General features: G+C 60.6%; 21 protein-coding genes. 11 read left to right on the top strand and 10 right to left on the bottom strand.

Annotated elements, in window-relative coordinates:
- Positions 1 to 20: 20 nt before the first annotated feature.
- The 4 genes from pstA to ANTHELSMS3_RS16700 all read right to left on the bottom strand — a co-directional run bounded on the left by pstA (position 21) and on the right by ANTHELSMS3_RS16700 (position 5,122).
- Positions 21 to 1,313, bottom strand: a complete 1,293-nt coding sequence (gene pstA / locus ANTHELSMS3_RS16715) for a phosphate ABC transporter permease PstA (protein WP_217621221.1) — start codon at positions 1,311 to 1,313, stop codon at positions 21 to 23.
- 10 nt (positions 1,314 to 1,323) lie between these two features.
- Positions 1,324 to 2,700, bottom strand: coding sequence for a phosphate ABC transporter permease subunit PstC (gene pstC / locus ANTHELSMS3_RS16710; RefSeq protein WP_094035861.1), 1,377 nt, complete (start codon positions 2,698 to 2,700; stop codon positions 1,324 to 1,326).
- Between the two features lie 87 nt (positions 2,701 to 2,787).
- Positions 2,788 to 3,816, bottom strand: coding sequence for a substrate-binding domain-containing protein (locus ANTHELSMS3_RS16705; protein WP_094035860.1), 1,029 nt, complete (start codon positions 3,814 to 3,816; stop codon positions 2,788 to 2,790).
- Between the two features lie 268 nt (positions 3,817 to 4,084).
- Positions 4,085 to 5,122, bottom strand: coding sequence for a sensor histidine kinase (locus ANTHELSMS3_RS16700; protein ID WP_094035859.1), 1,038 nt, complete (start codon positions 5,120 to 5,122; stop codon positions 4,085 to 4,087).
- A gap of 324 nt (positions 5,123 to 5,446) precedes the next feature.
- Between ANTHELSMS3_RS16700 and ANTHELSMS3_RS16695 the strand changes: the two genes are divergently transcribed.
- The gene (locus ANTHELSMS3_RS16695; protein ID WP_094035858.1) at positions 5,447 to 5,965 is read left to right on the top strand and encodes a hypothetical protein; all 519 of its coding nucleotides are present in this window, start codon (positions 5,447 to 5,449) and stop codon (positions 5,963 to 5,965) included.
- On the opposite strand, the gene ANTHELSMS3_RS16690 is transcribed toward ANTHELSMS3_RS16695, so the two are convergent.
- From ANTHELSMS3_RS16690 to ANTHELSMS3_RS16680, 3 genes are read right to left on the bottom strand one after another with little or no spacing between them, the layout of a single operon-like run.
- Complete coding sequence (locus ANTHELSMS3_RS16690; protein WP_094035857.1) at positions 5,962 to 6,483, bottom strand: gamma carbonic anhydrase family protein; 522 nt, start codon at positions 6,481 to 6,483, stop codon at positions 5,962 to 5,964. The two genes, ANTHELSMS3_RS16695 and ANTHELSMS3_RS16690, sit on opposite strands and share 4 nt — an antisense overlap.
- On the bottom strand, positions 6,480 to 7,130 hold the full coding sequence (gene gmk / locus ANTHELSMS3_RS16685; RefSeq protein WP_094035856.1) for a guanylate kinase: 651 nt from the start codon (positions 7,128 to 7,130) through the stop codon (positions 6,480 to 6,482). The genes ANTHELSMS3_RS16690 and gmk overlap by 4 nt, the downstream gene beginning before the upstream one ends.
- Positions 7,131 to 7,137: 7 nt before the next feature.
- Positions 7,138 to 8,028: a YicC/YloC family endoribonuclease gene (locus ANTHELSMS3_RS16680; protein ID WP_094035855.1), complete on the bottom strand. Its 891-nt coding sequence runs from the start codon at positions 8,026 to 8,028 to the stop codon at positions 7,138 to 7,140.
- A gap of 164 nt (positions 8,029 to 8,192) precedes the next feature.
- Between ANTHELSMS3_RS16680 and ANTHELSMS3_RS16675 the strand changes: the two genes are divergently transcribed.
- Positions 8,193 to 8,948: a PAS domain-containing protein gene (locus ANTHELSMS3_RS16675; RefSeq protein ID WP_254694761.1), complete on the top strand. Its 756-nt coding sequence runs from the start codon at positions 8,193 to 8,195 to the stop codon at positions 8,946 to 8,948.
- A 75-nt stretch (positions 8,949 to 9,023) separates the two neighbouring features.
- On the opposite strand, the gene ANTHELSMS3_RS16670 is transcribed toward ANTHELSMS3_RS16675, so the two are convergent.
- Both ANTHELSMS3_RS16670 and ANTHELSMS3_RS16655 read right to left on the bottom strand, forming a co-directional pair.
- The gene (locus ANTHELSMS3_RS16670) at positions 9,024 to 9,857 is read right to left on the bottom strand and encodes a DUF6232 family protein (RefSeq protein ID WP_094035853.1); all 834 of its coding nucleotides are present in this window, start codon (positions 9,855 to 9,857) and stop codon (positions 9,024 to 9,026) included.
- A gap of 1,400 nt (positions 9,858 to 11,257) precedes the next feature.
- Entirely contained in the window at positions 11,258 to 12,628 is a 1,371-nt protein-coding gene (locus tag ANTHELSMS3_RS16655; RefSeq protein ID WP_094035851.1) for a class II 3-deoxy-7-phosphoheptulonate synthase, read from the bottom strand.
- Between the two features lie 282 nt (positions 12,629 to 12,910).
- Here ANTHELSMS3_RS16655 and ANTHELSMS3_RS16650 point away from each other — a divergent pair, with 282 nt between their 5' ends.
- Together ANTHELSMS3_RS16650 and ANTHELSMS3_RS16645 are read left to right on the top strand one after the other, a co-directional pair.
- Entirely contained in the window at positions 12,911 to 13,921 is a 1,011-nt protein-coding gene (locus tag ANTHELSMS3_RS16650) for a GlxA family transcriptional regulator (protein WP_094035850.1), read from the top strand.
- Positions 13,918 to 14,427, top strand: a complete 510-nt coding sequence (locus tag ANTHELSMS3_RS16645; protein WP_157733543.1) for a GNAT family N-acetyltransferase — start codon at positions 13,918 to 13,920, stop codon at positions 14,425 to 14,427. The genes ANTHELSMS3_RS16650 and ANTHELSMS3_RS16645 overlap by 4 nt, the downstream gene beginning before the upstream one ends.
- 240 nt (positions 14,428 to 14,667) lie before the next feature.
- Here ANTHELSMS3_RS16645 and ANTHELSMS3_RS16640 read toward each other — a convergent pair whose 3' ends face one another.
- Positions 14,668 to 15,771 carry a PQQ-dependent sugar dehydrogenase gene (locus ANTHELSMS3_RS16640; RefSeq protein WP_094035848.1) on the bottom strand — a complete coding sequence of 368 codons (1,104 nt, stop codon included), beginning with the start codon at positions 15,769 to 15,771 and terminating at the stop codon, positions 14,668 to 14,670.
- A 154-nt stretch (positions 15,772 to 15,925) separates the two neighbouring features.
- On the opposite strand from ANTHELSMS3_RS16640, the gene ANTHELSMS3_RS16635 reads away from it, so the two are divergent.
- The 7 genes from ANTHELSMS3_RS16635 to ANTHELSMS3_RS16605 all read left to right on the top strand — a co-directional run bounded on the left by ANTHELSMS3_RS16635 (position 15,926) and on the right by ANTHELSMS3_RS16605 (position 21,965).
- Positions 15,926 to 17,113 (top strand): ABC transporter substrate-binding protein, encoded by a 1,188-nt coding sequence (locus ANTHELSMS3_RS16635; RefSeq protein WP_094035847.1) that lies wholly within the window; start codon positions 15,926 to 15,928, stop codon positions 17,111 to 17,113.
- A 98-nt stretch (positions 17,114 to 17,211) separates the two neighbouring features.
- Positions 17,212 to 17,997: an ABC transporter ATP-binding protein gene (locus ANTHELSMS3_RS16630; RefSeq protein WP_094035846.1), complete on the top strand. Its 786-nt coding sequence runs from the start codon at positions 17,212 to 17,214 to the stop codon at positions 17,995 to 17,997.
- Entirely contained in the window at positions 17,994 to 18,821 is an 828-nt protein-coding gene (locus tag ANTHELSMS3_RS16625; protein WP_094035845.1) for an ABC transporter ATP-binding protein, read from the top strand. The genes ANTHELSMS3_RS16630 and ANTHELSMS3_RS16625 overlap by 4 nt, the downstream gene beginning before the upstream one ends.
- A 10-nt stretch (positions 18,822 to 18,831) precedes the next feature.
- Positions 18,832 to 19,194 (top strand): hypothetical protein, encoded by a 363-nt coding sequence (locus ANTHELSMS3_RS16620; RefSeq protein WP_157733542.1) that lies wholly within the window; start codon positions 18,832 to 18,834, stop codon positions 19,192 to 19,194.
- Positions 19,194 to 19,577: a hypothetical protein gene (locus ANTHELSMS3_RS16615; protein WP_157733541.1), complete on the top strand. Its 384-nt coding sequence runs from the start codon at positions 19,194 to 19,196 to the stop codon at positions 19,575 to 19,577. The genes ANTHELSMS3_RS16620 and ANTHELSMS3_RS16615 overlap by 1 nt, the downstream gene beginning before the upstream one ends.
- Positions 19,578 to 19,665: 88 nt before the next feature.
- Positions 19,666 to 20,676, top strand: a complete 1,011-nt coding sequence (locus ANTHELSMS3_RS16610) for a branched-chain amino acid ABC transporter permease (RefSeq protein ID WP_094035842.1) — start codon at positions 19,666 to 19,668, stop codon at positions 20,674 to 20,676.
- On the top strand, positions 20,673 to 21,965 hold the full coding sequence (locus ANTHELSMS3_RS16605) for a branched-chain amino acid ABC transporter permease (protein WP_198319829.1): 1,293 nt from the start codon (positions 20,673 to 20,675) through the stop codon (positions 21,963 to 21,965). Before ANTHELSMS3_RS16610 ends, ANTHELSMS3_RS16605 begins: the two co-directional genes overlap by 4 nt.
- The last annotated feature ends 35 nt before the right edge of the window (positions 21,966 to 22,000 follow it).

The raw sequence follows: 22,000 nt of genomic DNA, 5'->3' as shown, positions 1-22,000 counted from the left end.
CTAGTCCCGCAGCCCGGCCCTTACCAGCGGCGCTCAAACTTGTTGCGAAGGTAGATCGCCACGCCGTTCATGGTGACGAGGAACACCAACAGCACCAGAATAGCCGCCGAGGTTCGACTTACAAAGCCGCGTTCCGGACTGTCGGCCCAGATGAAGATCTGGGTGGGCAGCGCCGTTGCCGCATCGGTCGGCCATTCGGGTGCCGAAGTGATAAAGGCGTTCATCCCGATCAACAGCAGCGGGGCGGTTTCGCCAAGCGCCTGCGCCAGACCGATGATGGTCCCGGTCAGGATCCCCGGCATGGCAAGCGGCAGGACGTGGTGGAACACCACCTGTTGCCGAGACGCGCCAACCCCCAGCGCGGCCTCGCGGATCGACGGAGGAACCGCCTTCAGCGCGGCCCGCGTGGCGATGATGATCGTCGGCATGGTCATCAGCGACAGCGTCAGACCCCCCACCAGCGGCGCGGACCGCTGCATCCCGAACCAGCCCAGAAAGACAGCCAGCGCCAGCAGACCAAAGACCACCGAAGGCACCGCTGCGAGGTTGTTGATGTTCACCTCGATCAGATCGCTGACCCGGTTCCGCTTGGCAAACTCTTCGAGATAGATCGCCGCGCCGATCCCGATCGGAAAGGCGATCAGGAAGCACACCAGCAGCGCCCAGAACGACCCGACAAGGGCACCCTTGAGACCGGCAAGCTCTGGAAAGCGCGAGTCGGCGTTGGTGATCAGACCCCAGTTGAGCGGCTCGCTGATCTCGCCACGCTCTGCCAGCGCGTCGAACCATGCGATTTGTTGGTTGTTCACACGGCGCAGTTCTTCGGGCGTCTCTCGGTCAACCAACCCCTTCTTGAGTTGGTCAAATGGGTCGGATGCCGGCACCTTGATCGTGATGGTCTGGCCGATCAGATCGTTGTCACGGACCACCATGTCCCGCAGTTGGAACTGGGCGCCATTTGACAGGATCGAGGTCAGCGACCGGATCTGGGCGCGGCCTTCGACATCGGGGAAGATCTTAAGCATCGAGGCGGCCAGAACGTCCGAGAACCCGCCGCGCGGCAAACGCTCGACCGAGATTTCCTCGGGGTCCAGATAGACCTCGACAGTGACATGGGTCTGGGTGAAGGCCTTGTAGCCGGTGCTGACCAGCGAGGCGACAAGGATGAACAGCATCAGGATCGCAAAGCCGATGGCGGACAGGCCAAGACCCTGAAGAATGGTTTGTTTCCGGCGGCGTTTTGCCAGACCTGCGGCCACCTTATCGGTCGCGCTGAGCCCTGCAGAAGTGTCGGACATGGATGCGTCAGTCATTGAATGATCCTCAGTCGTAGGCTTCGCGGTATTTGCGCACGATACGGATGGCAAATACGTTGATGATCAGGGTCACGATGAACAACATCATACCCAGCGCGAAGGCGGACAACGTCTTGGGGTTGTCGAAGGATGTGTCGCCGATCAGCAGCGTCACGATCTGAACAGTTACCGTGGTCACGCTGTCCAGCGGGTTGATGGTCATGGTGGCGATCAGGCCGGCGGCCATCACCACGATCATCGTCTCACCGATGGCGCGGCTGACGGCCAGCAGAACACCACCGACAATGCCGGGGATGGCAGCGGGAAACAGCACAGTGGTCATCATTTCGGCGCGGGTGGCACCCAGCCCCAAGGCACCGTCTCGCAGGCTTTGCGGGACCGCCGACAGGGCGTCATCGGCAAAGGACGAGATGAACGGGATCAGCATGATCCCCATCACACCCCCGGCTGCAAGCGCGGTGTTGGGCGACACGTCCAGGCCGATGCTTTGACCGAATTGCCGGATGGCGGGCGCGACCACAAGGATGGCGAAAAAGCCGTAGACCACCGTGGGCACCCCGGCGAGGATTTCCAGAATGGGCTTGGCACCGGCGCGGAACCAGTTGGGCGCAAATTCGTTCAGGTAGATCGCCGACATCAGGCCCACCGGAATGGCCAGTGCCAGCGCGATGAACATGATGACGATTGTCCCCAGAATGACCGGCAACCAGCCAAAGGCGCCTTCGGCGGCAACCTGATCCTCGCGCAGCGGGATCTGCGGTTCCCAGTTGGTGCCGAACAGGAATTCGGTGACTGAGACCATTTCGAAAAAGCGATAGGTTTCAAAGCTCAGCGACAGCACGATGCCGACGGTGACAAAGATCGCCAGCGACGCGCAGGCAATCATCAGACCGGAGACGATCCGCTCTACCCCGTGACGGGCGCGGAACTCTGCGGAAACCCGAAAGCGGGCGAAGACGATCAGGAGGATCGTCAGAATAGCGACAACACACAGCAACAGGACAGAGCCGGATTGGTTCAGGCGGATCATGCGCTCTGCGGCCTCAACCTTCCACGGGTCAGGTGTGCCAAAGACGGTGCCGTTCGAGATCGTGGTGATTTCTGCCAGGATCAGCTGGCGAGCGCCGGTGCTCAATCCCTCAAGGGAGCCGTCAGGCAGGCCCGACATGATCATCCAGTCGACAACCGGCCCTTGAAGAACAATCCAGACCAGCAACAGCAGGAAGACAGGCACAAAGGCGACCAGAAAGGAATAGAACCCGTGGAACCCGGACAGGGAGTGCAGTCGTTCGCCACCATTGCGAACAGCCTGCGCGGCTTGCCTGTTCCAGATGTAACCGGCAATCGAAACGGCCAGCAGTAGAAGGAATGTGTAGGACGTCATCTCGCGCCTCGCCTCGCCTCTATTTGATGGACCGCCCGCATCGCAGCGGGCGGTCCCTGACTTTTGTCTCGGACAAGGGGTCCGAACTTACTCGGCGGTAAAGGACACGCCGTCCATGGCAGCGTCCTGAACCATGGCGCGGGGCTCATCCTGCAGCGGCACCAGGCCACGCTCGGACAGGTAGCCACCGGGGCCCATGGCCTCTTCGGACACATACTCTTCGACGAAATCCTGAAGGTTCGGGATAACACCGCGGTGTGCGTTCTTGACGTAGAAGAACAGCGGGCGCGAGATCGGGTAGTCGCCGGTTGCGATGGTCTCGGGGCTGGGCTCGACACCGTCGACGTGAACCGACTTCAGGGTGTCGAGGTTCTCGTAAAGGAACGAATACCCGAAGATGCCCATTGCGTTGGCGTCGGCGTTCAGGCGCTGAACAATCAGGTTGTCGTTTTCGCCGGCTTCAACGAACGGACCGTCCTGGCGCATGCGTGCGCAATGCTCTTCGGCCCAGTCGCTGCCCATGTCGTGGATGTAGGGGATCTCTTCGCAACCGGCGACCATTGCCAGTTCGACAAAGGCGTCACGCGTGCCGGATGTCGGCGGGGGGCCGTATGCCAGGATCTCGACTTCGGGCAGGTCGGGGTTGATTTCGTTCCACATCGTGTAGGGGTTGGCAACCATCTGGCCGTCAACGGGAACTTCGGCTGCCAGAGCCATGTAGACTTCGGTCAGGGTCAGGTCCCAGTCGAATTCATTGGAGCGCGACATGGCGATGGACAGGCCGTCGTTGCCGATCTGAACTTCGGTGATGTCGACAACGCCATTTTCAACGCAGAGGTCGAATTCCGACTTCTTCATGGCGCGCGACGCGCCGGTGATGTCGGGGTGGCCTTCACCGATGCCGCCGCAGAAGATCTTCATGCCGCCGCCGGTGCCGGTCGATTCCACGATCGGCGACGCAGCGCCGGTCACAGAGGAGAACTGCTCGGCAACGGCCTGAGTGTAAGGAAACACTGTGGACGAACCGACGATGCGGATTTCGTCGCGCGCGGCGGCAGCGGTGGCCGAAACAGCGGCAATTGCCAGAGTCGAGGCAGTCAGTTTAGCGAATTTCATGGAAAGCTCCGTGAACCTAGGAAACGATCATCCCCACGATGACCTTGCCCCGGACCGCTACCGGCCCGACGCTATGGTTTTGTGACGCTTGTGTAACGGTTTTATGACGCGGGCAGTTTTTGCTGCGACGCGGCGGGGATTCGCGTCTAGGCGCTTGGCGACCGGAATGTGCAACCCGAAAAGCGGCTGTTTTCCGCACCGTCACGCGGCCTCATCCCGCCCACACGGCAAGTGGGGATTCGGCCCGCGCCAAGGGTCGGGTTTCAGATCAGCTGACGGGGAGCGTGATGGTAAAGCGGGTGCCCGCGCCCTGCTCGCTCTGGATCTTGAGCCGGCCTCGGTGGCGATTGACGATATGTTTGACAATCGCCAGTCCCAAACCAGTGCCGCCCATCTCGCGTGAGCGGTGCGTGTCGATGCGGTAGAATCGTTCCGTCAGGCGCGGCAGGTGGATCGGATCGATCCCCGGCCCGTTGTCCTGAATGATCAGGGTCGCGGCTTGCGCGCGCAGGCCCGGCGCGTAGTCCGGCGCACCCAGCCGCACCGTCACCGTCGTGCCCTTGCCGCAATACTTGATCGCATTCTCTATCAGGTTGGTCAGCACCTGATGCAGCTGGTCGCGGTCTGCGGGCACCACCACTTGCGCGTCAGGTAAATCGTGCACCAGTGTGACGTCCGCCTCTTGCGCCAGTGGAGACAGGCCGCTGATGGTGGCAAGGATCGAGGCACCCAGATCAATCCGTTCCGTCGGGCGGACCCGTTCGTCCGCCTCGACCCGGCTGAGCGACAGCAGGTCACTGACCAGCCGGTTCATGCGGTGCGCCTCTGCCTCCATGATGTTCAGGAACCGCGCCTGTCCCACAGGATCGTTGCGCGCTGGGCCTTTCAACGTTTCGATAAAGCCGATCAGCGCAGTCAGGGGCGTCTTCAGTTCGTGGCTGACATTGGCGACGAAATCCCGCCGCATCTGTACCAGCTGTTCGGCGTGGGTCACATCCTCAAAGCTGACCAAAACCCCTGCCCCGCTGCGCATCTCGACCGGGCGCACCGCCACGCGAAAGGTAGTATCCTGCCGCCCATCGTTGCCCATGTAGTCGGCAGCGCGCGGGGCGCTGTCCCGCAGGCTGTGTTCGATTGCGTCCAGCAGTTGCGGCTGCCGCAAGGCGGTGATGAAATGGCGACCCACGATCCCGGCCCCCAAAAGGGCCCGAGCCTGCGGGTTGGCCGCCTCGATGCTTTCGTCGCGTCGGATCACCAACGCCGGCAGCGGCACCGCATCAACAAAGGCGGCAATAAACTCCGGCATCTCAGGCCACCACCGTCGTGGAGACGACAAGGCGCGCCTTGCTGATGGCGCATGTGACCTGGGCCACCGGCCCCCATCCGCCCCAGCGCGGCGGGCATGTCATGGCCATCATCTCATCTCCACAGGTATTGTCATTTGCGACGGCTGCTTAGCGGATCGCCGCCAGACGGTCGATAGGAATGATCCTGCACGGTACTACCTGACGTTCCATCCTGACCGGCATCCGACACAATTCAAAACTATGCATGACTGTCTTTGAATGTGATAATTCGATACCAGCACCGCGTTACGAAATTTGGTTTATCGGCCAAGGATAAGAAAGACATGGACGGAACCAGACCATTTCACGGCGAACTTTCTGCCGAACAGATCAAGAAAGACTCTGTGCCAGAAGCTGTGGCGATCTATCAGGACACCATCGACGCGATCAAGGCACACTTCTGGACCCGCGATTGGGACGCGCTGCTGTCCTTCATTGCAATTCCCAACCGGATCAGCGCGCTGGATGCCGCGCGGGTGTTCAATTCCCATAACGAATGGCTGAACGTCACCCGCGCCGCGCGGACCTGTTTCGCGGATCAGGGCGTGACCGAATATCACCGCATTTGCGGCGGTGCCTTCTTCACGGACGCCGATAAACAAGAGATCACCGGGTTTCACGAAACCTATATCCTGCGCGGATCTGCCTTGGCCGCGCCAAGGTTCAAGGGATACATGCGGATCGTTTGGCGCGATGGCCGCTGGCAGTCGGCAGGGTTGCACACAGATCAGCGTGACACGGTGTTTCCGACCATCTACGCAGACCGTCTGGTGCCCGCCATGGACCCGCGACCAACGCCCTAAAGCACCGTCAGCCCGGCGGCAAAGCGGGCGGCGTTCGCCTGGTACCCCAGTGCCGATTTGCGCAGCCCTTTGATGGCGGCCTCGTCCAGTTGGCGCACCACCTTGCCGGGCATTCCCATCACCAGACTGCCGTCGGGGATTTCTTTGCCCTCTGTGATCAGTGCGCCTGCGCCGATCAGGCAATTCTTGCCGATCTTCGCGCCGTTCAGGATGGTCGCCCCCATGCCGATCAGCGTGTTGTCCCCGATGATGCAGCCGTGCAGCATGACCTTATGCCCGATGGTACAGCCTTTGCCGATCACCAACGGATAGCCCATGTCAGTATGACAGACCGTGTTTTCCTGCACGTTGGACCCTTCGCCGACGCGGATTTCCTCATTGTCGCCGCGCAGCGTGCTGCCAAACCAGACCGAGGCGCGCGCCTCCAGCACCACCTTTCCGATCAGGTTGGCGTCCGGCGCGGCCCATGCGTCCGCCGCCAGATCCGGCGCGATTCCGTCCAATGCGTACAACGTCATGATAGTTCCTCAAATTCAGTTTGAAGGCTTCGGACATGATCCAGCAGCCCGGGCTGTTGGGTGCGCCGCAGGCGCGCCGCGGTGACCACGCTTTTCAACCGGGCCTCGGTTTCGTCCAGATCCTCGTTCACCAGAACAAAGTCATAAGAGCCCCAATGGCTGATCTCATCCCAGCTTTTCTGCATGCGCTTGTCGATCACTTCAACGTCGTCCTGCGCCCGCGATTCCAGCCGCCGCTTGAGTTCAGCGATCGACGGCGGCAACAAGAAAATCGACAGCGTGTGCAGCGCCAGTTCCGAATTGGTCATCTGCTGCGCGCCCTGCCAGTCGATGTCGAACAGCACATCCTTGCCCGCGATGATCGCATCGCGCACCGGCCCCTTGGGCGAGCCGTAGAAATTACCAAAGACATGGGCATGTTCCAGCATCTCGCCGTGACTGACCGCTTTCCTGAAATCCAACTCACTCATGAAATGGTAGTCTTCGCCGTCGACTTCGCCGTCCCGTGGCGGGCGCGTCGTGGCAGAGACCGAAAAGACGATCGACGGATCCCAGGCGCGCAGCCGCCGCGCCAGTGTGGATTTCCCCGCGCCCGAGGGCGAGGACAGGATAATCAGCAATCCGCGTCTTGTTGTGGTCAGGGTCATGTCGGGGTCACTCCACGTTCTGGACCTGTTCGCGCATCTGGTCGATCACGGTTTTCAGCGCCAGCCCGATCTGGGTCAGCCGCGCATCGCCGGATTTCGAGCATAGCGTATTGGCCTCGCGGTTGAATTCCTGCATCAGGAAATCAAACTTGCGGCCCACCGCGCCCTCGGCCGCCAGCAGATCGCGCGCGGCGGCGATATGGGCCCGCAGCCGGTCGATTTCCTCAGTGATGTCGGATTTCACGGCGATCACCGCCAGTTCCTGCGCGATGCGCGCCTCGTCCACGCCATCCGTATTGGCCATTACGCGGGCCAGTTGTTCACGCAGACGGTCGGCCTGTTGCGGCTGGCGGTCGGCCACCGCGCGGGTGGCGTCGTCAACCAACGTTGTGATCTCGTCCAGTTGCCCGGTCAGGATGGCGCTCAACGCCGCGCCTTCGGATTGGCGCATGGTGACGAAATCGGACAGAGCTCCGTCGAAATCCGCCAGCAGCGCGGCGGCCAGCGCGACCGGTTCTGCCTCTGGTGCCTCGGTTGTCAGCACCCCGCGCAATCCGACGATTTCTGCCGCCGTCGAGGGCGCCAGAGACAGCCCCTCTGCCATGGCGTCCGCCTCGATCCGGTGCATCGCGGCCAGAACGGCGGCCAGTTGCGCCTCATCCAAACGCAGCCCGGCGTCGCCCTCATCCGCCGCAAGTTTCAACGAGATTTGCAGGTTGCCGCGCTTGAGCACCTCTGCGCAGCGGGCCCGCACTCCGGCCTCCAGCCCGTCGATCCCGTCGGGCATCCGCAACCGCAGGTCCAGCCCCTTGCCGTTCACGCCGCGCAATTCCCAGATCCAGTTGCGGCCAAGCCCCTGTCCGCTTTGGCTTGCAAAGCCCGTCATAGATTGGCGCATCTCGCCCCCTCCGCCGTCTTTCGCCCCGAGGTATCGGCAGACGCAGCCGGGCGCAAGTCGCGGTCAAGGAACATGCGGTCCGTTAACCTTCGCCAAAGAATTGGGACGAATTTGAAACGAACCTCTGCTAGTAAGGATTTAGTAACCTCAATTAAGCAGGCTGGATGGCAAACGCGCCTTACCAAGCCGCTACCGACGACGGGAGTTTTGGCATGTTGGGCAAAGGTGGCAAAGACAAGGGCATCGTTTCCATGACGGAACGCGAAAGGATGCGGCGGATGGCCCCCCTGCGGCAAGTCGAGGCCTATTGGCACGGGCTGTGCGCGGCGGACGAGGTGCCGATGCGCAGCCAGATTGACCCGCGCGGCATGGAAGATGCGCTGGAAAACGCCTTTTTGATGGAACGGATTGCGCCCAGCATGGCCAAGATCCGCGTGGCGGGCACCCATCTGAACGACATCATGGGGATGCAGATCGCCGGGATGCCGCTGTCGTGCCTGATCGCCCCGCCGGACCGTGAACGCTTTGGCGAAGCGGTGAAGCGGCTGTTTGCCGATCCGGCCATCGTGCGGCTGGATTTGGCCGCCGAGGGTGGTTTTGGCAAACCGGACCTTGAGGCACATATGATCCTGTTGCCGCTGCGGTCCGATTTCGGCGACCAGACCCGTGCTTTGGGCGCGCTGATCAGCCATGGCCGCATCGGCCGCACCCCGCGCCGCTTTACCCTGCGCCATATCGAGGTGACGGCGGCGCTGTCGGGCACGGTCGTTACACCGGCCCCGACACAGCCCGCGACGACCGACGCGCCAGTTATGCGAAAAGAACCAACCGCCGATGGGCCACGCACCGCGGCGCCGACTTCGGCTTCAGCCTCCGGCGACGTGAAAAGTCACCTGCGGTTGGTGATAAGCAACGACTGACCGCGCCAATCCTGACAAGGAGGCACAGGCAGGCGCTGATGCACAAATTGCTTGATCTCGGTTCTTCAGGACCTGTCAAAGAAAAATTGAAACTCCTGCCCAAATGGTACTGAGAAGACCGGCAGCTGTCGAAGCCGTCTCCGTAGCATCGCAGGCAGCCTTTAACTTGTCGTAGGTTTTTCGCAGAGCCGATTTGTCTGGCTCAGACTTTTTCAGTTCCGCTCGAAGGAGATTGAGCTCGGCGATCACGCTTTCTGCCCCTGCTCCATCCAGCTTGGCGCCCAACTCATTCATCGCTTCGTTGAAGCCATTAGACAAAAACTGCAAATCGTTCGCGTCCAAACCATGATGATGGGTGAAATTCACGGAGAAATCATAGTTATTCGTCGTATTGAAGGTGTTCTGGCTGTTGTCATTGATCTCACGATTGTCAACATTCACGGTGTACTGAACGCCTGAATTCGATGAAGAAATCGCCTTGAATATCACGTCACGCAGTTTCTGAATGAACTCTCGATCCCGTGACCAAAGCAGAGATACAGCGCCGGCGTTCGTCTGAAGGCTCACTCCAAACTCCCACACATATTTGTTTGGCCGTACCATCCCCATAATCGCGATCAAAATTGCCAGCGCTATCAGGATATACGCGAGGTTGAAAATAGCGAAATCAGGCAAATACGGCCTTAATGCATAGTATATGTTTCTGGGAAGCATATATTGCGATTTCGGATATATTAGACCGACGCAAAGAAGAACAAAGGCGATACCGAGGAATCTTTTGCGACGCGCTTTGTATTTTTCGTCTGAAATGGGCCGCAGTACATGCCGCTCAACCATCGACGCAGACGCAACGTTTCGGGTCGGAATGGATTGATTGTTATAGGTTATCGCATCATTCGTGATGTCCATCTTATCTCTCTTATTACTCGCCTTCTGCCTTGATAATGCTTACGCGCAACGGATGGTCGCGACAGACGAATAGATGCTGTCCCGGCACCGCGCCTCGCTGATGTGTGTCGGTGATCCGCCCCTTGGCAAAGCACCACATTCACTTGCGAACATCTTCAGCACTACTGCCTACGCCTCACGCCATCTGCCCTCAGCAGAGGAGATTCTGGTAGTGGAATTTCTGGTATATCTATCTATCGAAAATGCCAACTAAAGATTGTACGTTCAAACTTAAGTATGTCTCGCCGTACGGAACCACTGCACTGATCAGTCCAATTGCCTATCTTTCTTGTCTGTCAGAACACCGACATCTGGACGAAGATGGTTGAGGGCATCGTCGTTGTGGTGGCAAGCGCAGCTAGTCAGTTCTCACCTGCGAGCGGTTTCCATTTGTCAAAATCGTCAGGGCGCGCATTACTTAGCATCGAAATCGCCGTGAGGAGGTGCAGACTCATTCCCCGAACTTCTTGGCAACTTACAACTCTGCGGGCGGCCCCGAGTCCCTCTGCGGCCTCACGTCCAACGATTAGATCTGCAAGATCTGGACATCCGAGCCGGCCCAACTCATCCTAAACCCGCGTCACTAGTTTACCGGGCCCGAACTCCTCGGCCAAACAGGACGAATTTTTCAGCCCGTTCTGATTACGAAAAGGCCCTGTCCCTACACCAATGACCGGATAGGGGTGCCCTGCCAGTGATCAACTAAGCCAACCGCACAATCGCCTTCGGGTGTGTAGGATTTTTTTTGAGGAGCATGCAATGCACCCCATCGCATATAATGTGGCCGTCTCTGTTGACGGTTTTATTTCCGGTCCCAATGGGGACATTTCGAACTTTGCGCACAGTGGCCGGATATTCTGTCGCAATCATGGGACGAAACACCTATGAATTTGGCTATCGCTTTGGCATGCCCCCCGGCCAGAACCCTTATCCCCATATGAAAACTATCGTTTTCTCAAAATCTCTGGACCTTCCTGAAGAGAGCGAGGTGGAGCTACGCAGGACGTGTGACCTCGCTTTCCTAACGACTCTCAAGGCGACTTCTGATGGTCCAGTCTACCTCTTTGGCGGCGGGAATTTTGCAGATGCGCTTTTGTCGATGGGAGCGATCGATCTTTTGCGCCTATAGCGCGCGCCAATTCTACTGGGCGGCGGGGTCAAGCTATTTGGAAGGACAAAGGTTTCTGCAAACCTCAGCCACATCCGGTCCCACATGTATCCGTGCGGCTATGTGCTACAAGAGTTCGCTCTATAGGATTAAGTCGGCCCACTTGGACGCATTTTGCCAAATTACCCAATAGCAAAAACGCCCCGGCAGTTCCCTGCGGGGGCGCTTCTCATTTTTCAGCGATCCGCCAAACTCAGGCGTTGGCCGCCTCTGCCGCCTTGGCGCGGCGGGCCACCAGTTCCTCGGCCACGAGAAAGGCCAGTTCCAGTGACTGCGAGGCGTTCAGGCGCGGATCGCAGGCGGTGTGGTAGCGGTCCGACAGATCCTCATCGGTGACTTCGCGCACGCCGCCGGTGCATTCGGTCACGTCCAGACCCGTCATCTCGAAGTGCACGCCGCCGGGAATGGTGCCTTCCACCTCATGCACGCCAAAGAACTCACGGACTTCGCGCAGGATCAAATCGAAGGGACGTGTCTTGTAGCCGGAGGCCGATTTGATGACGTTGCCATGCATCGGATCGCAGACCCATGTCACCTTGGCGCCCTCTTCCTGCACGGCCTTGATCAGGGGCGGCAGTTTCTCACTCACCTTGCCCGCGCCAAAGCGTGCGATCAGTGTCAGCTTGCCCTCTTCGTTTTTGGGGTTCAGCTTGGCCATCAGGATCTTGAGATCCTCTGGCGTGGTGGTCGGGCCGCATTTCAGTCCAACCGGGTTCAGCACGCCGCGGGCGAATTCCACATGCGCGCCGTCCGGCTGCCGGGTGCGGTCGCCGATCCAAATCATGTGACCCGAGCCTGCCAGCCAGTTGCCAGAAGTCGAATCCTGGCGGCAAAGTGCCTCTTCGTATTCCAGCAACAGTGCCTCGTGGCTGGTGTAGAAGTCGACCGTGTGCAGCGTATGCGCCTGATCGCCGGTCACGCCTGCGGCGGTGAGGAAATCCAGTGCGTCCTGAATACGGGTCGACATCTCGCGGTAGCGCGCGGCCTTTTCGCTTTCGGTGAAGCCCAGCGTCCACTGGTGCACCTTATGGACATCGGCGTAACCGCCGGTCGAAAAGGCGCGCAGCAGGTTCAGCGTTGCGGCCGCCTGTGTGAAGGCCTGCAACATGTTGCGCGGATCAGGAATGCGCGCCTCGGGCGTAAAGGCAAGCTTGTTGATGATGTCGCCCCGGTAGCTGGGCAACTCGACGCCATCCTTGACCTCGGTCGGGGCGCTGCGCGGCTTGGCGAACTGCCCGGCCATGCGGCCCACCTTGACCACCGGAACCTTGGCCCCGTAGGTCAGCACCATCGCCATTTGCAGCATCACCTTAAAGGTGTCGCGGATCGCATCGGCCGAGAATTGTTCAAAGCTTTCGGCGCAATCGCCGCCCTGCAACAGGAACGCCTCACCGCGGCCCGCAGCGGCCAGATGCTGTTTCAGTCTGCGCGCCTCGCCCGCAAAGACGAGCGGCGGATACTTGGCCATCTGCGCCTCAACAGCGGTCAGGGCCTCGGGATCCGTATACTCAGGCATCTGAACCCGCGGCTTGTCACGCCAGTTCGATTTCTGCCACTCGGTCATCGTGTCTCTCCGGTTCATCATTTCGAGCGCTAACGGTTGGGCTGTATAAGTCACCCTCTCGCCCCTGACCAGCAATGATTTGCCTCTAAAAGGCGCACCATGCGAACGCGCCGCTCCGGACAGGCCGCACAGGGCGCTGCGTCCTGCGCCCTGTACACGTCGGCCCCCCGGATGTCAGGCAATTGTTTGCGACATGTCTTGACGCTGCCGGGGAGTTCTGCCCATGTGCCATGATGTTATCGCGGACAACAGTCCGCAACCCGATCAGGAAGGTGGCTTTCCATGTTTCCCCCGCCGCAGCGCCAGGTCATCGAACTCGACAGCGTGCCGCCCAAGCCGCGCCGCTTTGTCTTTGTTCTGCTGGACAATTTCACAATGTTGTCCTTTGCCGCCGCACTGGATTGTCTGCGGCTGGCCAACCGCATGTCACAGAAAGAGCTGTATGACTGGCGGGTTGTTGGCGAAGGCGTCGAAACCGCGACCTGCTCCACCGGAACGGTGTTTCATCTGGACGGCGGGCTGGACGAATTGCACCGCGATGACACCATTGTCCTGTGTGGCGGAGCTGAGGTACAGCAGTCCACGACCAAGCGACTGCTCAGCTGGCTGCGGCGTGAGGCGCGCAAGGGTCTGACCATGGGCGGGCTGTGCACCGCGACCTATACGCTGGCCAAGGCCGGGCTGATGGACGGCAAGCGCGCCACCATCCATTGGGAAAATCAGGACAGTTTCGCCGAAGAGTTCGATGAGGTCGAATTGACCAAATCGGTGTTCACCATCGACGGCAACCGTTTGACCACGGCGGGCGGCACATCCTCCATCGACCTGTTCTTGCAGATCATCGCCAATGATCACGGTGAAGAGTTGGCCACCGCCGTGGCCGATCAACAGATCTATTCGTCGATCCGAACAGATCAGGACACCCAGCGCCTGTCAGTGCCCACCCGCATCGGCGTGCGCCACCCCAAGTTGAGCCAAGTCATCCAGATGATGGAAACCAACATCGAGGAGCCGATCAGCCCGGCGATCCTTGCCAAGGATGTGGGCATGTCGACCCGTCAGCTGGAGCGGCTGTTCCGGCGTTACCTCAACCGCTCACCGAAACGCTACTACATGGAACTGCGTCTGCAAAAGGCGCGCAACCTGCTGATGCAGACGGAAATGAGCGTGATCAACGTGGCGCTGGCCTGTGGTTTTGCCTCGCCCTCGCATTTCTCGAAATGCTACCGCGCGCATTACAAGACGACGCCGTACCGGGAACGCGGCGCGCAGGCCACCCGCCTTTCGGTATGATCCGGACACAGCGGCTGTTGCTGCGGCCCGGTCGGTTGACCGATCTGGAGCCGCTGCACAGGATTTTGTCGGACCCCTGTGTCATGCGCTATTGGTCGCGTCCTGCGCATGACGATATTGCTCAGACGGCGGAGTTCCTGCGCTATTTCATGAACGGCTACGGGCATGACGGGCGCGTTGAATACATCCTCGAAAAGGACGGCCGCTGCATCGGGAAGGCCGGGATGTGGCGCGACCCGGAGGTCGGCTATATCCTGAACCCGGACTATTGGGGGCAGGGTCTGGCCTATGAGGCGATGTCCGCCATCCTGATCGAGATCGCCCGCCGCCGCCCCGACCTGACGCGCCTGACCGCCGATCTGGACCCGCGCAACATCGGATCGATCCGGCTGCTGGAAAAACTGGGGTTTACCCATGATCGCACCGAGATCGGCGATTACCTTTATGGCGGGTATGAGGTTTGCGACAGCGCTTATTACAGCCGGGTGATGGTCGCGCAGGACTGATGCCCGTCACAAGGCCGGGGCCTTGGACGGGTTTGTCTGATTGGTAATGTGTCCGAAAGAACGGCGGCCGCCGGTTGGATCATGCCACCCGGGTGTCAAACCGGGTGCCTTTGGGGCGTCGCCCCTTCGTTCCGCGCAGATCGAAAGGCCCCCAAGAGGGGCGTTGATCCTGTTTTCGGTGGTACCACGGGCGAACATGCCGCCCACAGGTTTACGGAACCCAAACGCACCGCGCGGCGGTCAGTCGGCGGCGGGCACCAGCCGGTACAGCGCGCCATTGCCGACGCTTAGGAACCACAGCGCCCCATCCGGTCCAGTGTCCACATCACGCACGCGCAGGGTCTCATCGCTCTTGATCTGTTCGACCTCTGTCAGCGGGTCGCCCGACAGCCGAGAGATATAGTCAAACTTGAGCGAGCCGATAAAGGCATTGCCCGACCAGTCCGCCACATCGCCGTCGTAAAACCCCATGCCCGAGGGCGCGATGGAGGGATCCCAGTAATGCACAGGCTGCGCCATGCCGTCTTTGGCCGTGCCCTGCCCCAGTTTGCTGCCATCGTAATCGACCCCATAAGAGATCACCGGCCAGCCATAGTTGACGCCCGGATCGATCCGGTTGACCTCATCGCCGCCCTTGGCCCCATGTTCCACGGCCCAAAGCTGCCCGCTGGCGTCCACCGCGGCGCCTTGTGGATTGCGGTGACCGTAGGACCAGATTTCCGGCAACGCATCATCCGTATCGACAAACGGATTGCCCGGCGCGGGCGCGCCGTCGCGGGTGATCCGCAGCACCGATCCATTGTGCATCGACAGGTCCTGCGCCTTGGGCCCGTCGCCCCGGTCGCCCACCGTCAGAAACAGATGGCCGTCCGATCCCTCAACCAGACGAGAGCCAAAGTGGTATCCCCCGCCCGTTCCGCGCGCGATCTCGAAAATCGTTGTGCCGTCTTCCAGCCGGGTGCCGTCCTCTGACAGCCGCGCGCGGTAGACCGCTGTTCCCGATCCGCGAAATCCCTGCCGCTTGGCATAGGTAAAGAACAACTCGCGGCTGGTGGCAAAATCCCGCGGCACCAGAACGTCCAGCAGGCCGCCCTGCCCGTCTGCCACAACCTTTGGCGCGCCGCGCACTTCTGTCCAGGTGTCCCCGTCGATTCGCAAAAGCGCGCCCTCGCGTTCGGTCACAAGGATTGACCCGTCCGGCAGAAAATCAAAGGCCCACGGAGTGCCCAGATCCTGCACCATCGGTTCGGCGATCATGGGACCGGCAGAGGTCTGAATCGGAGCGGCGGTGAGCGGACCTGCCAAGCAGACGGAAAGTGCCGTAGCGGCATGTTTGAGAATCATGTTTGCGCCTCCTGTTTCCCTTGCGATATGGCGGCTCTGCTGGGTCAGGCAAGGGCACGCGCCGAAGAAACTGCCGCCTTCAAGGGGCCTTTCCTTTTCCGAAAACCCTGCTTAGGCTCGCGCTAGGACACAAGATCCAACACGGGAGTTCACAATGAAAAAACTACTGATGGCCACCACGGCCTGCACCCTCGTCGCTTCTGCCGCGTTCGCAGAAAGCCACGCAAGCGAAGCCAAAATCGGCATCATCCTTGGCTTCACCGGCCCGATTGAATCGATCACACCCGCGATGGCCGACGGCGCCGAGCTGGCGATCTCCGAAGTCAACGCGTCGGGCACCTTTCTTGACGGCGTGACGCTGGTTCCGTCGCGCGCGGATTCGACCTGCATCGACGCCGCCGCCGCCACCGCCGCAGCCGAACGTCTGGTCACCACCGAAGGTGTTGTCGCGATCATGGGCGCCGACTGTTCCGGTGTGACCGGCGCGGTTCTTTCAAACGTCGCTGTGCCGAACGGTGTGCCGATGGTATCGCCCTCCGCCACGTCGCCCGCGCTGTCGACGGCCGAGGACAATGGCCTGTTCTTCCGCACCTCGCCGTCGGACGCCCGTCAGGGTGCCGTTCTGGCCGAGATTCTCGCCGAAAAGGGCATCACCGAAGTCGCGGTAACCTACACCAACAACGACTACGGCAAGGGTTTTGCCGATGCGTTCGCTTCGTCCTACACAGGAACCATTACCCTGTCGGCACCGCATGACGACGGCAAGGCTGACTATTCGGCCGAAATCGGCGCGCTTGCCTCGGCAGGTGGTCAGGCCCTGATCGTTCTGGGTTATACCGACCAAGGCGGCAAAGGCATCATTCAGGCGTCTTATGACACCGGTGCGTTTGACACCTATGTCATGGGCGACGGCATGTACGGCGACACCCTGTTCAGCGAACTCGCCGACGCTCTTGAAGGGTCGATCGGTACGGTTCCTTGGGCCGAAGGTGCAGGCGCGGACGCGTTTGGCGAAATCACCGCAGCAGCGGGCATTCAGGGCGACAGCTCTTATACCCGTGAATCCTACGACGCCGCAGCGCTTATCGCTCTGGCGATGATGAAGGGCGGCGCGGCCACATCCGAGGCGATTGCAGCCAACCTGTTGGACGTTGCCAACGCGCCGGGTGAAGAAATCCTGCCGGGTGAACTGGGCAAGGCGATGGAAATCCTCGCCGGTGGTGGCGACATCGACTATGTCGGCGCATCGGGTGTCGAACTGATCGGACCGGGTGAAGCCGCCGGCAGCTACAAGTACTACACCATCACGGGTGGTGCTGCGGAAACCGTCTCGTTCAAGTAAACCGGAACCGTGACAAGAGCAGTCCGACATCTGTCGGGCTGCTTTTTTCGCTATTTGAGGACGCCACCCCTGCGGGCGGCGCTCTTGGGGGATAATCCTTGATCAAGGTGGATAACCTGCACCGCCATTTCGGTGCATTCCGGGCCGTCGACGGTGCCTCGCTTGAGATCGCCACAGGGTCGATCACCGGGCTTGTCGGGCCAAACGGCGCCGGCAAAACAACACTGTTCAACGTGATCGCCGGTGCGCTGGAACCAACCAGCGGCACGGTGACGATGGACGGTGAGGACATCACCGGCCTGCCGCCACATGAACTGTTTCACAAAGGACTGCTGCGCACTTTCCAGATCGCGCATGAGTTCCACTCGATGACCTGTCGCGAGAACCTGATGATGGTGCCGGGCGGGCAATCCGGTGAGGCGCTGTGGAACACATGGTTTGGCCGAAAACGCATCGCCGAAGAGGAACGCGCGCTGCGGGCCAAGGCGGACGAGGTTCTGGACTTCCTCACCATCGCGCATCTGGCGGATCACCCCGCCGGAGCCATTTCCGGTGGCCAGAAAAAGCTGCTGGAACTGGGCCGCACCATGATGGTCGACGCCAAGATCGTGTTTCTGGATGAGGTCGGTGCCGGTGTGAACCGCACGTTGCTGAACACCATCGCGGACACGATTGTGCGGCTGAACAAGGAACGCGACTATACATTCTGCGTCATCGAACATGACATGGATTTCATCGGTCGCATCTGCGACCCGGTCATTGTCATGGCCGAAGGCAAAAAGCTGGCCGAAGGCACGCTGGATGAGATCAAGGCCAATGATGCGGTGATCGAGGCCTATCTGGGCACCGGACTGAAGAACAAGGACCAGGTGGCGCAGGCATGAGCGACAACCCATACCACAACGACCGTGGCAACAAGGACGCCTCGATCACGCGCGCGGGCAAACCCAGCGAGATCGACTCGACCCGCAAATCTGGCCCGATCAAGGATGCGCCCGGCGGACCATTCCTGATCGGCGACACCATGACCGGCGGCTACGGCAAAGGGCCGGACATCCTGCATGACTGCACCATCGCCGTCGACAAGGGCGAGATCGCGGTGATCGTCGGCCCCAACGGCGCGGGCAAATCCACCGCGATGAAGGCGGTGTTCGGCATGCTGGACGTGCGGTCCGGCAGCGTCCGGCTGGACGGTCATGACATCACTGCGCTGACGCCGCAGGACCGGGTGGCGCAGGGCATGGGATTTGTCCCGCAGACCTCTAACATCTTTACCTCGATGACCGTCGAGGAAAACCTAGAGATGGGGGCATTTATCCGGCTGGATGATTTCCGTACCACGATGGAACAGGTCTACGAGTTGTTCCCGATCTTGCACGACAAGCGCCGCCAACCGGCGGGCGAACTTTCCGGGGGGCAGCGTCAGCAAGTCGCCGTGGGCCGTGCGCTGATGACCAAACCCAAGGTTCTGATGCTGGATGAGCCCACCGCCGGAGTCTCGCCCATCGTGATGGACGAACTGTTTGATCGCATCATCGAGGTGGCGCGCACCGGCATTTCCATCCTGATGGTGGAACAGAACGCGCGGCAGGCGCTGGAAATCGCGGACAAGGGCTATGTTCTGGTCCAGGGGCGCAACGCCTTCACCGGGACGGGCAAGGAACTCTTGGCCGATCCGGAAGTCCGCAAGAGCTTTCTGGGGGGCTGAGGTGCGGGCCGTGGAACACGCGGTACTGGGGTCGCTCTTGCTGGGCGCGCTGCACAGTCCCGCGCGGGCCGGCGTTGAAAGCTATGACTGCGATCTGACGCGGGGCAACGACAGCCTGTCGCTGCGGTTCGATCTGGACACCGCCAGCTTTGCGCCGCCACTGCACCGGACCGAGCCGCCGCAAAGGCGTGTCAGTCGGGTGACGCTGAGCGACGGAGGTTTTACCGCCGAGGCAATCCTCTCAGAGACCGGACAGCGCGGATTCTGGTCGCCTGACCGGGGTTGGCTGCTGACCGTGAACCGTGACGGTGCGGCGCGGTTGAGCGATGCGGGTGACACGCCATGGCTGGGCAGATGCAAGGAGACCGGATGATGCGAAAACGGATTCTGGCCCTTGGCCTGACAGGATGCGCGGCGGCCGCCTCTGCCGACATCATCGAGGAACAGGGTGCCGCGCTGATGTCGTGCAGCTACACCGTCGAATGCCTCGAAGAAGAGGCCTGCACCTTTGCCCAGTTCGGACACGACGTCGACCTGCCACAACAGATGCCCGGCGACGTCGTGCTGGATCTGGGCACCGGCCCCGCCAATGGCACTGCGCGGGTCATCAACGGACTGCTGGTGATCAATGCCTCCGACACGCACGGCAGCTATCTGCTGAGCCAGACACCGGAAGGCATCGCCAAACTGAGCGTTCAATTCGCCGAACCACTGATGGTGGTGACTTATCACGGCGCCTGCGTGGTCACAGAGTGACTGTTCAAATGACTGGGCGCATGACCGACACACACACAACAAGAGCCGCCGGAACAACCGCGCGGCCGACCAACGAGGGCAACACCTGATGGACTTTATCAACGCCATCGTGGCGCTATCCAACTTCGTTCTCATCCCGGCGATGACCTATGGCAGCCAGTTGGCGCTTGGGGCGCTGGGGGTGACGCTGATCTATGGTATCCTGCGCTTTTCCAACTTTGCGCACGGCGACACCATGGCCTTTGGCACGATGGTTGTGATCCTGTTCACATGGCTGTTCCAGTCGTGGGGCATCAATCTGGGGCCATTGCCGACGGCGCTGCTGGCGATCCCCTTCGGCATCGCCGGGACCGCCGCCCTGATGCTGATCACCGATCGTGGCATCTATCGTTTCTACCGCGGCCAAAAGGCCAAGCCGGTGGTCTTTGTGATCGTCTCCATCGGGGTGATGTTTATCTACAACGGGCTGACGCGCTTTATCCTTGGCACCGATGACCAAAGGTTCGCCGATGGCGAGCGGTTCATCATAAACGTCCGCGAATTCAAGGAAATGACCGGCCTCGATGAGGGATTGGGCATCAAGACGACGCAGGGTCTGACGGTGATCACCGCAATCATCGTGGTGATCGCGCTGTTCTGGTTCCTCAACAAGACCCGCACCGGAAAATCCATGCGCGCCTATTCCGACAATGAGGATCTGGCGCTGCTTTCGGGGATCAACCCGGAACGGGTGGTCATGGTGACGTGGCTGATCGTGGCGGCGCTGGTCACGATTGCTGGCACGCTCTACGGGCTCGACAAGTCGTACAAACCCTTCACCTACTTCCAGTTGTTGCTGCCAATCTTTGCCGCCGCCATCGTCGGCGGGCTTGGCTCGCCCCTTGGGGCCATTGCCGGTGGCTTTGTCATCGCCTTCTCAGAGGTGACAATCACCTATGCCTGGAAAAAGGTGCTGGTCTATCTGATGCCTGACGCGCTGGAGCCGTCCGGCCTGGTGCAACTCATGGCCACGGAATACAAATTCGCAGTCAGCTTTATGATCCTCGTGGTGGTGCTGTTGTTCAAGCCCACGGGCCTGTTCAAGGGGAAGTCGGTATGAGCAACCAGATCCGAACCGCCGCGCTGTTTGGCCTTGTGGCCCTACTGATCATCGGCACAGGCATGTTCCAAAGCTGGGACCTTGCGCTGGTGATCCTGAACATGGGCCTGATTAGTGCCATCATGGCGCTGGGGGTGAACCTGCAATGGGGCATCGCCGGGCTGTTCAATGTCGGTGTCATGGGGTTTGTCGCCCTTGGCGGCATGGCCGTGGTGCTGACCTCCGTCGATCCGGTGCAAGAGGCCTGGGCCGCAGGGGGCGTGCGGGCACTGTTTGCGCTGATCCTTGGTGCGGGCACCATCATCGTCACCTTTTTTGCGTGGAAAAAGACCAAGAACCGTTATCTGGCAGCGGCGCTGCTGATCGCGGGATTTGTCCTGTACCGCATGGTCCGTGACCCTGCCGTGGACGCCATCGAGGCGGTGAACCCCGCCGGGACCGGCTTTCTCGGCGGGTTGGGCCTGCCAGTGGTCATCGCATGGATGGTCGGCGGATTGCTGGCCGCGGGGGCCGCATGGATCATCGGCAAGACGGCGCTGGGACTGCGGTCGGACTATCTGGCCATTGCGACTCTGGGTATCGCCGAAATCATCATTGCCATCATGAAAAACGAGGAATGGCTGACACGCGGCGTCAAGAACGTCTCAGGCCTGCCCCGCCCGGTGCCCGATGCCATTGAATTGCAAAACGATCCCGCCTTTGTGGAACGTGCGGCGGGCTTTGGTTTGGATGCCACCGCCGCCTCGACGCTGTATATCAAGATCAGTTACGGGCTGATGTTCGCCGTTGTGCTGGTGATCCTGCTGGTGCTGGCGCAACTGGCGCTGAACTCGCCCTGGGGCCGGATGATGCGGGCCATTCGTGACAATGAAACCTCATCGCGCGCCATGGGCAAGGACGTCACCTATCGCCACCTTCAGGTCTTTATCCTTGGCTCTGCCATCTGCGGGATTGCGGGCGCGATGATGACCACGCTGGACGGGCAGTTGATCCCGACGTCGTATCAACCGCTGCGTTATACCTTCCTGATCTGGGTGATGGTGATTGTCGGTGGATCGGGCAACAATCTGGGCGCGGTGCTGGGCGGTTTCCTGATCTGGTTCCTCTGGGTGCAGGTCGAAACGCTTGGCCCCGGCTTTATGACCTGGGTCACAAGCTGGATGCCCGACGATTCCAACCTCAAGGCGCATCTTCTGAACAGCGTGCAGCACATGCGCCTGCTGACCATGGGGGTGATCCTGTTGATGGTATTGCGGTTCAGCCCGCGCGGGCTGCTGCCGGAACGCTGATCTGCCCTGTTGCGTCGCCGCCTGTCAGGGGCTGC

The organism is Antarctobacter heliothermus (genome assembly GCF_002237555.1).
In the GTDB taxonomy this organism is placed as follows: domain Bacteria; phylum Pseudomonadota; class Alphaproteobacteria; order Rhodobacterales; family Rhodobacteraceae; genus Antarctobacter; species Antarctobacter heliothermus_B.
The sequence above is the reverse complement of the archived record's forward strand: the minus strand, read 5'-3'. Positions and strand labels throughout refer to the sequence as shown.

Excerpts from the sequence above, each read along its gene's own strand:
- ANTHELSMS3_RS16615 (WP_157733541.1), top strand. The coding sequence starts at position 19,194 with ATGCGAAAACGGATTCTGGCCCTTGGCCTGACAGGATGCGCGGCGGCC.
- ANTHELSMS3_RS16645 (WP_157733543.1), top strand. The coding sequence starts at position 13,918 with ATGATCCGGACACAGCGGCTGTTGCTGCGGCCCGGTCGGTTGACCGAT.
- ANTHELSMS3_RS16605 (WP_198319829.1), top strand. The coding sequence starts at position 20,673 with ATGAGCAACCAGATCCGAACCGCCGCGCTGTTTGGCCTTGTGGCCCTA.
- ANTHELSMS3_RS16705 (WP_094035860.1), bottom strand. The coding sequence starts at position 3,816 with ATGAAATTCGCTAAACTGACTGCCTCGACTCTGGCAATTGCCGCTGTT.
- ANTHELSMS3_RS16690 (WP_094035857.1), bottom strand. The coding sequence starts at position 6,483 with ATGACGTTGTACGCATTGGACGGAATCGCGCCGGATCTGGCGGCGGAC.
- ANTHELSMS3_RS16695 (WP_094035858.1), top strand. The coding sequence starts at position 5,447 with ATGGACGGAACCAGACCATTTCACGGCGAACTTTCTGCCGAACAGATC.
- ANTHELSMS3_RS16640 (WP_094035848.1), bottom strand. The coding sequence starts at position 15,771 with ATGATTCTCAAACATGCCGCTACGGCACTTTCCGTCTGCTTGGCAGGT.
- ANTHELSMS3_RS16635 (WP_094035847.1), top strand. The coding sequence starts at position 15,926 with ATGAAAAAACTACTGATGGCCACCACGGCCTGCACCCTCGTCGCTTCT.
- ANTHELSMS3_RS16670 (WP_094035853.1), bottom strand. The coding sequence starts at position 9,857 with ATGGACATCACGAATGATGCGATAACCTATAACAATCAATCCATTCCG.
- ANTHELSMS3_RS16625 (WP_094035845.1), top strand. The coding sequence starts at position 17,994 with ATGAGCGACAACCCATACCACAACGACCGTGGCAACAAGGACGCCTCG.
- ANTHELSMS3_RS16650 (WP_094035850.1), top strand. The coding sequence starts at position 12,911 with ATGTTTCCCCCGCCGCAGCGCCAGGTCATCGAACTCGACAGCGTGCCG.
- gmk (WP_094035856.1), bottom strand. The coding sequence starts at position 7,130 with ATGACCCTGACCACAACAAGACGCGGATTGCTGATTATCCTGTCCTCG.
- ANTHELSMS3_RS16680 (WP_094035855.1), bottom strand. The coding sequence starts at position 8,028 with ATGCGCCAATCTATGACGGGCTTTGCAAGCCAAAGCGGACAGGGGCTT.
- pstA (WP_217621221.1), bottom strand. The coding sequence starts at position 1,313 with ATGACTGACGCATCCATGTCCGACACTTCTGCAGGGCTCAGCGCGACC.
- ANTHELSMS3_RS16655 (WP_094035851.1), bottom strand. The coding sequence starts at position 12,628 with ATGACCGAGTGGCAGAAATCGAACTGGCGTGACAAGCCGCGGGTTCAG.
- pstC (WP_094035861.1), bottom strand. The coding sequence starts at position 2,700 with ATGACGTCCTACACATTCCTTCTACTGCTGGCCGTTTCGATTGCCGGT.
- ANTHELSMS3_RS16700 (WP_094035859.1), bottom strand. The coding sequence starts at position 5,122 with ATGCCGGAGTTTATTGCCGCCTTTGTTGATGCGGTGCCGCTGCCGGCG.
- ANTHELSMS3_RS16675 (WP_254694761.1), top strand. The coding sequence starts at position 8,193 with ATGGCAAACGCGCCTTACCAAGCCGCTACCGACGACGGGAGTTTTGGC.
- ANTHELSMS3_RS16610 (WP_094035842.1), top strand. The coding sequence starts at position 19,666 with ATGGACTTTATCAACGCCATCGTGGCGCTATCCAACTTCGTTCTCATC.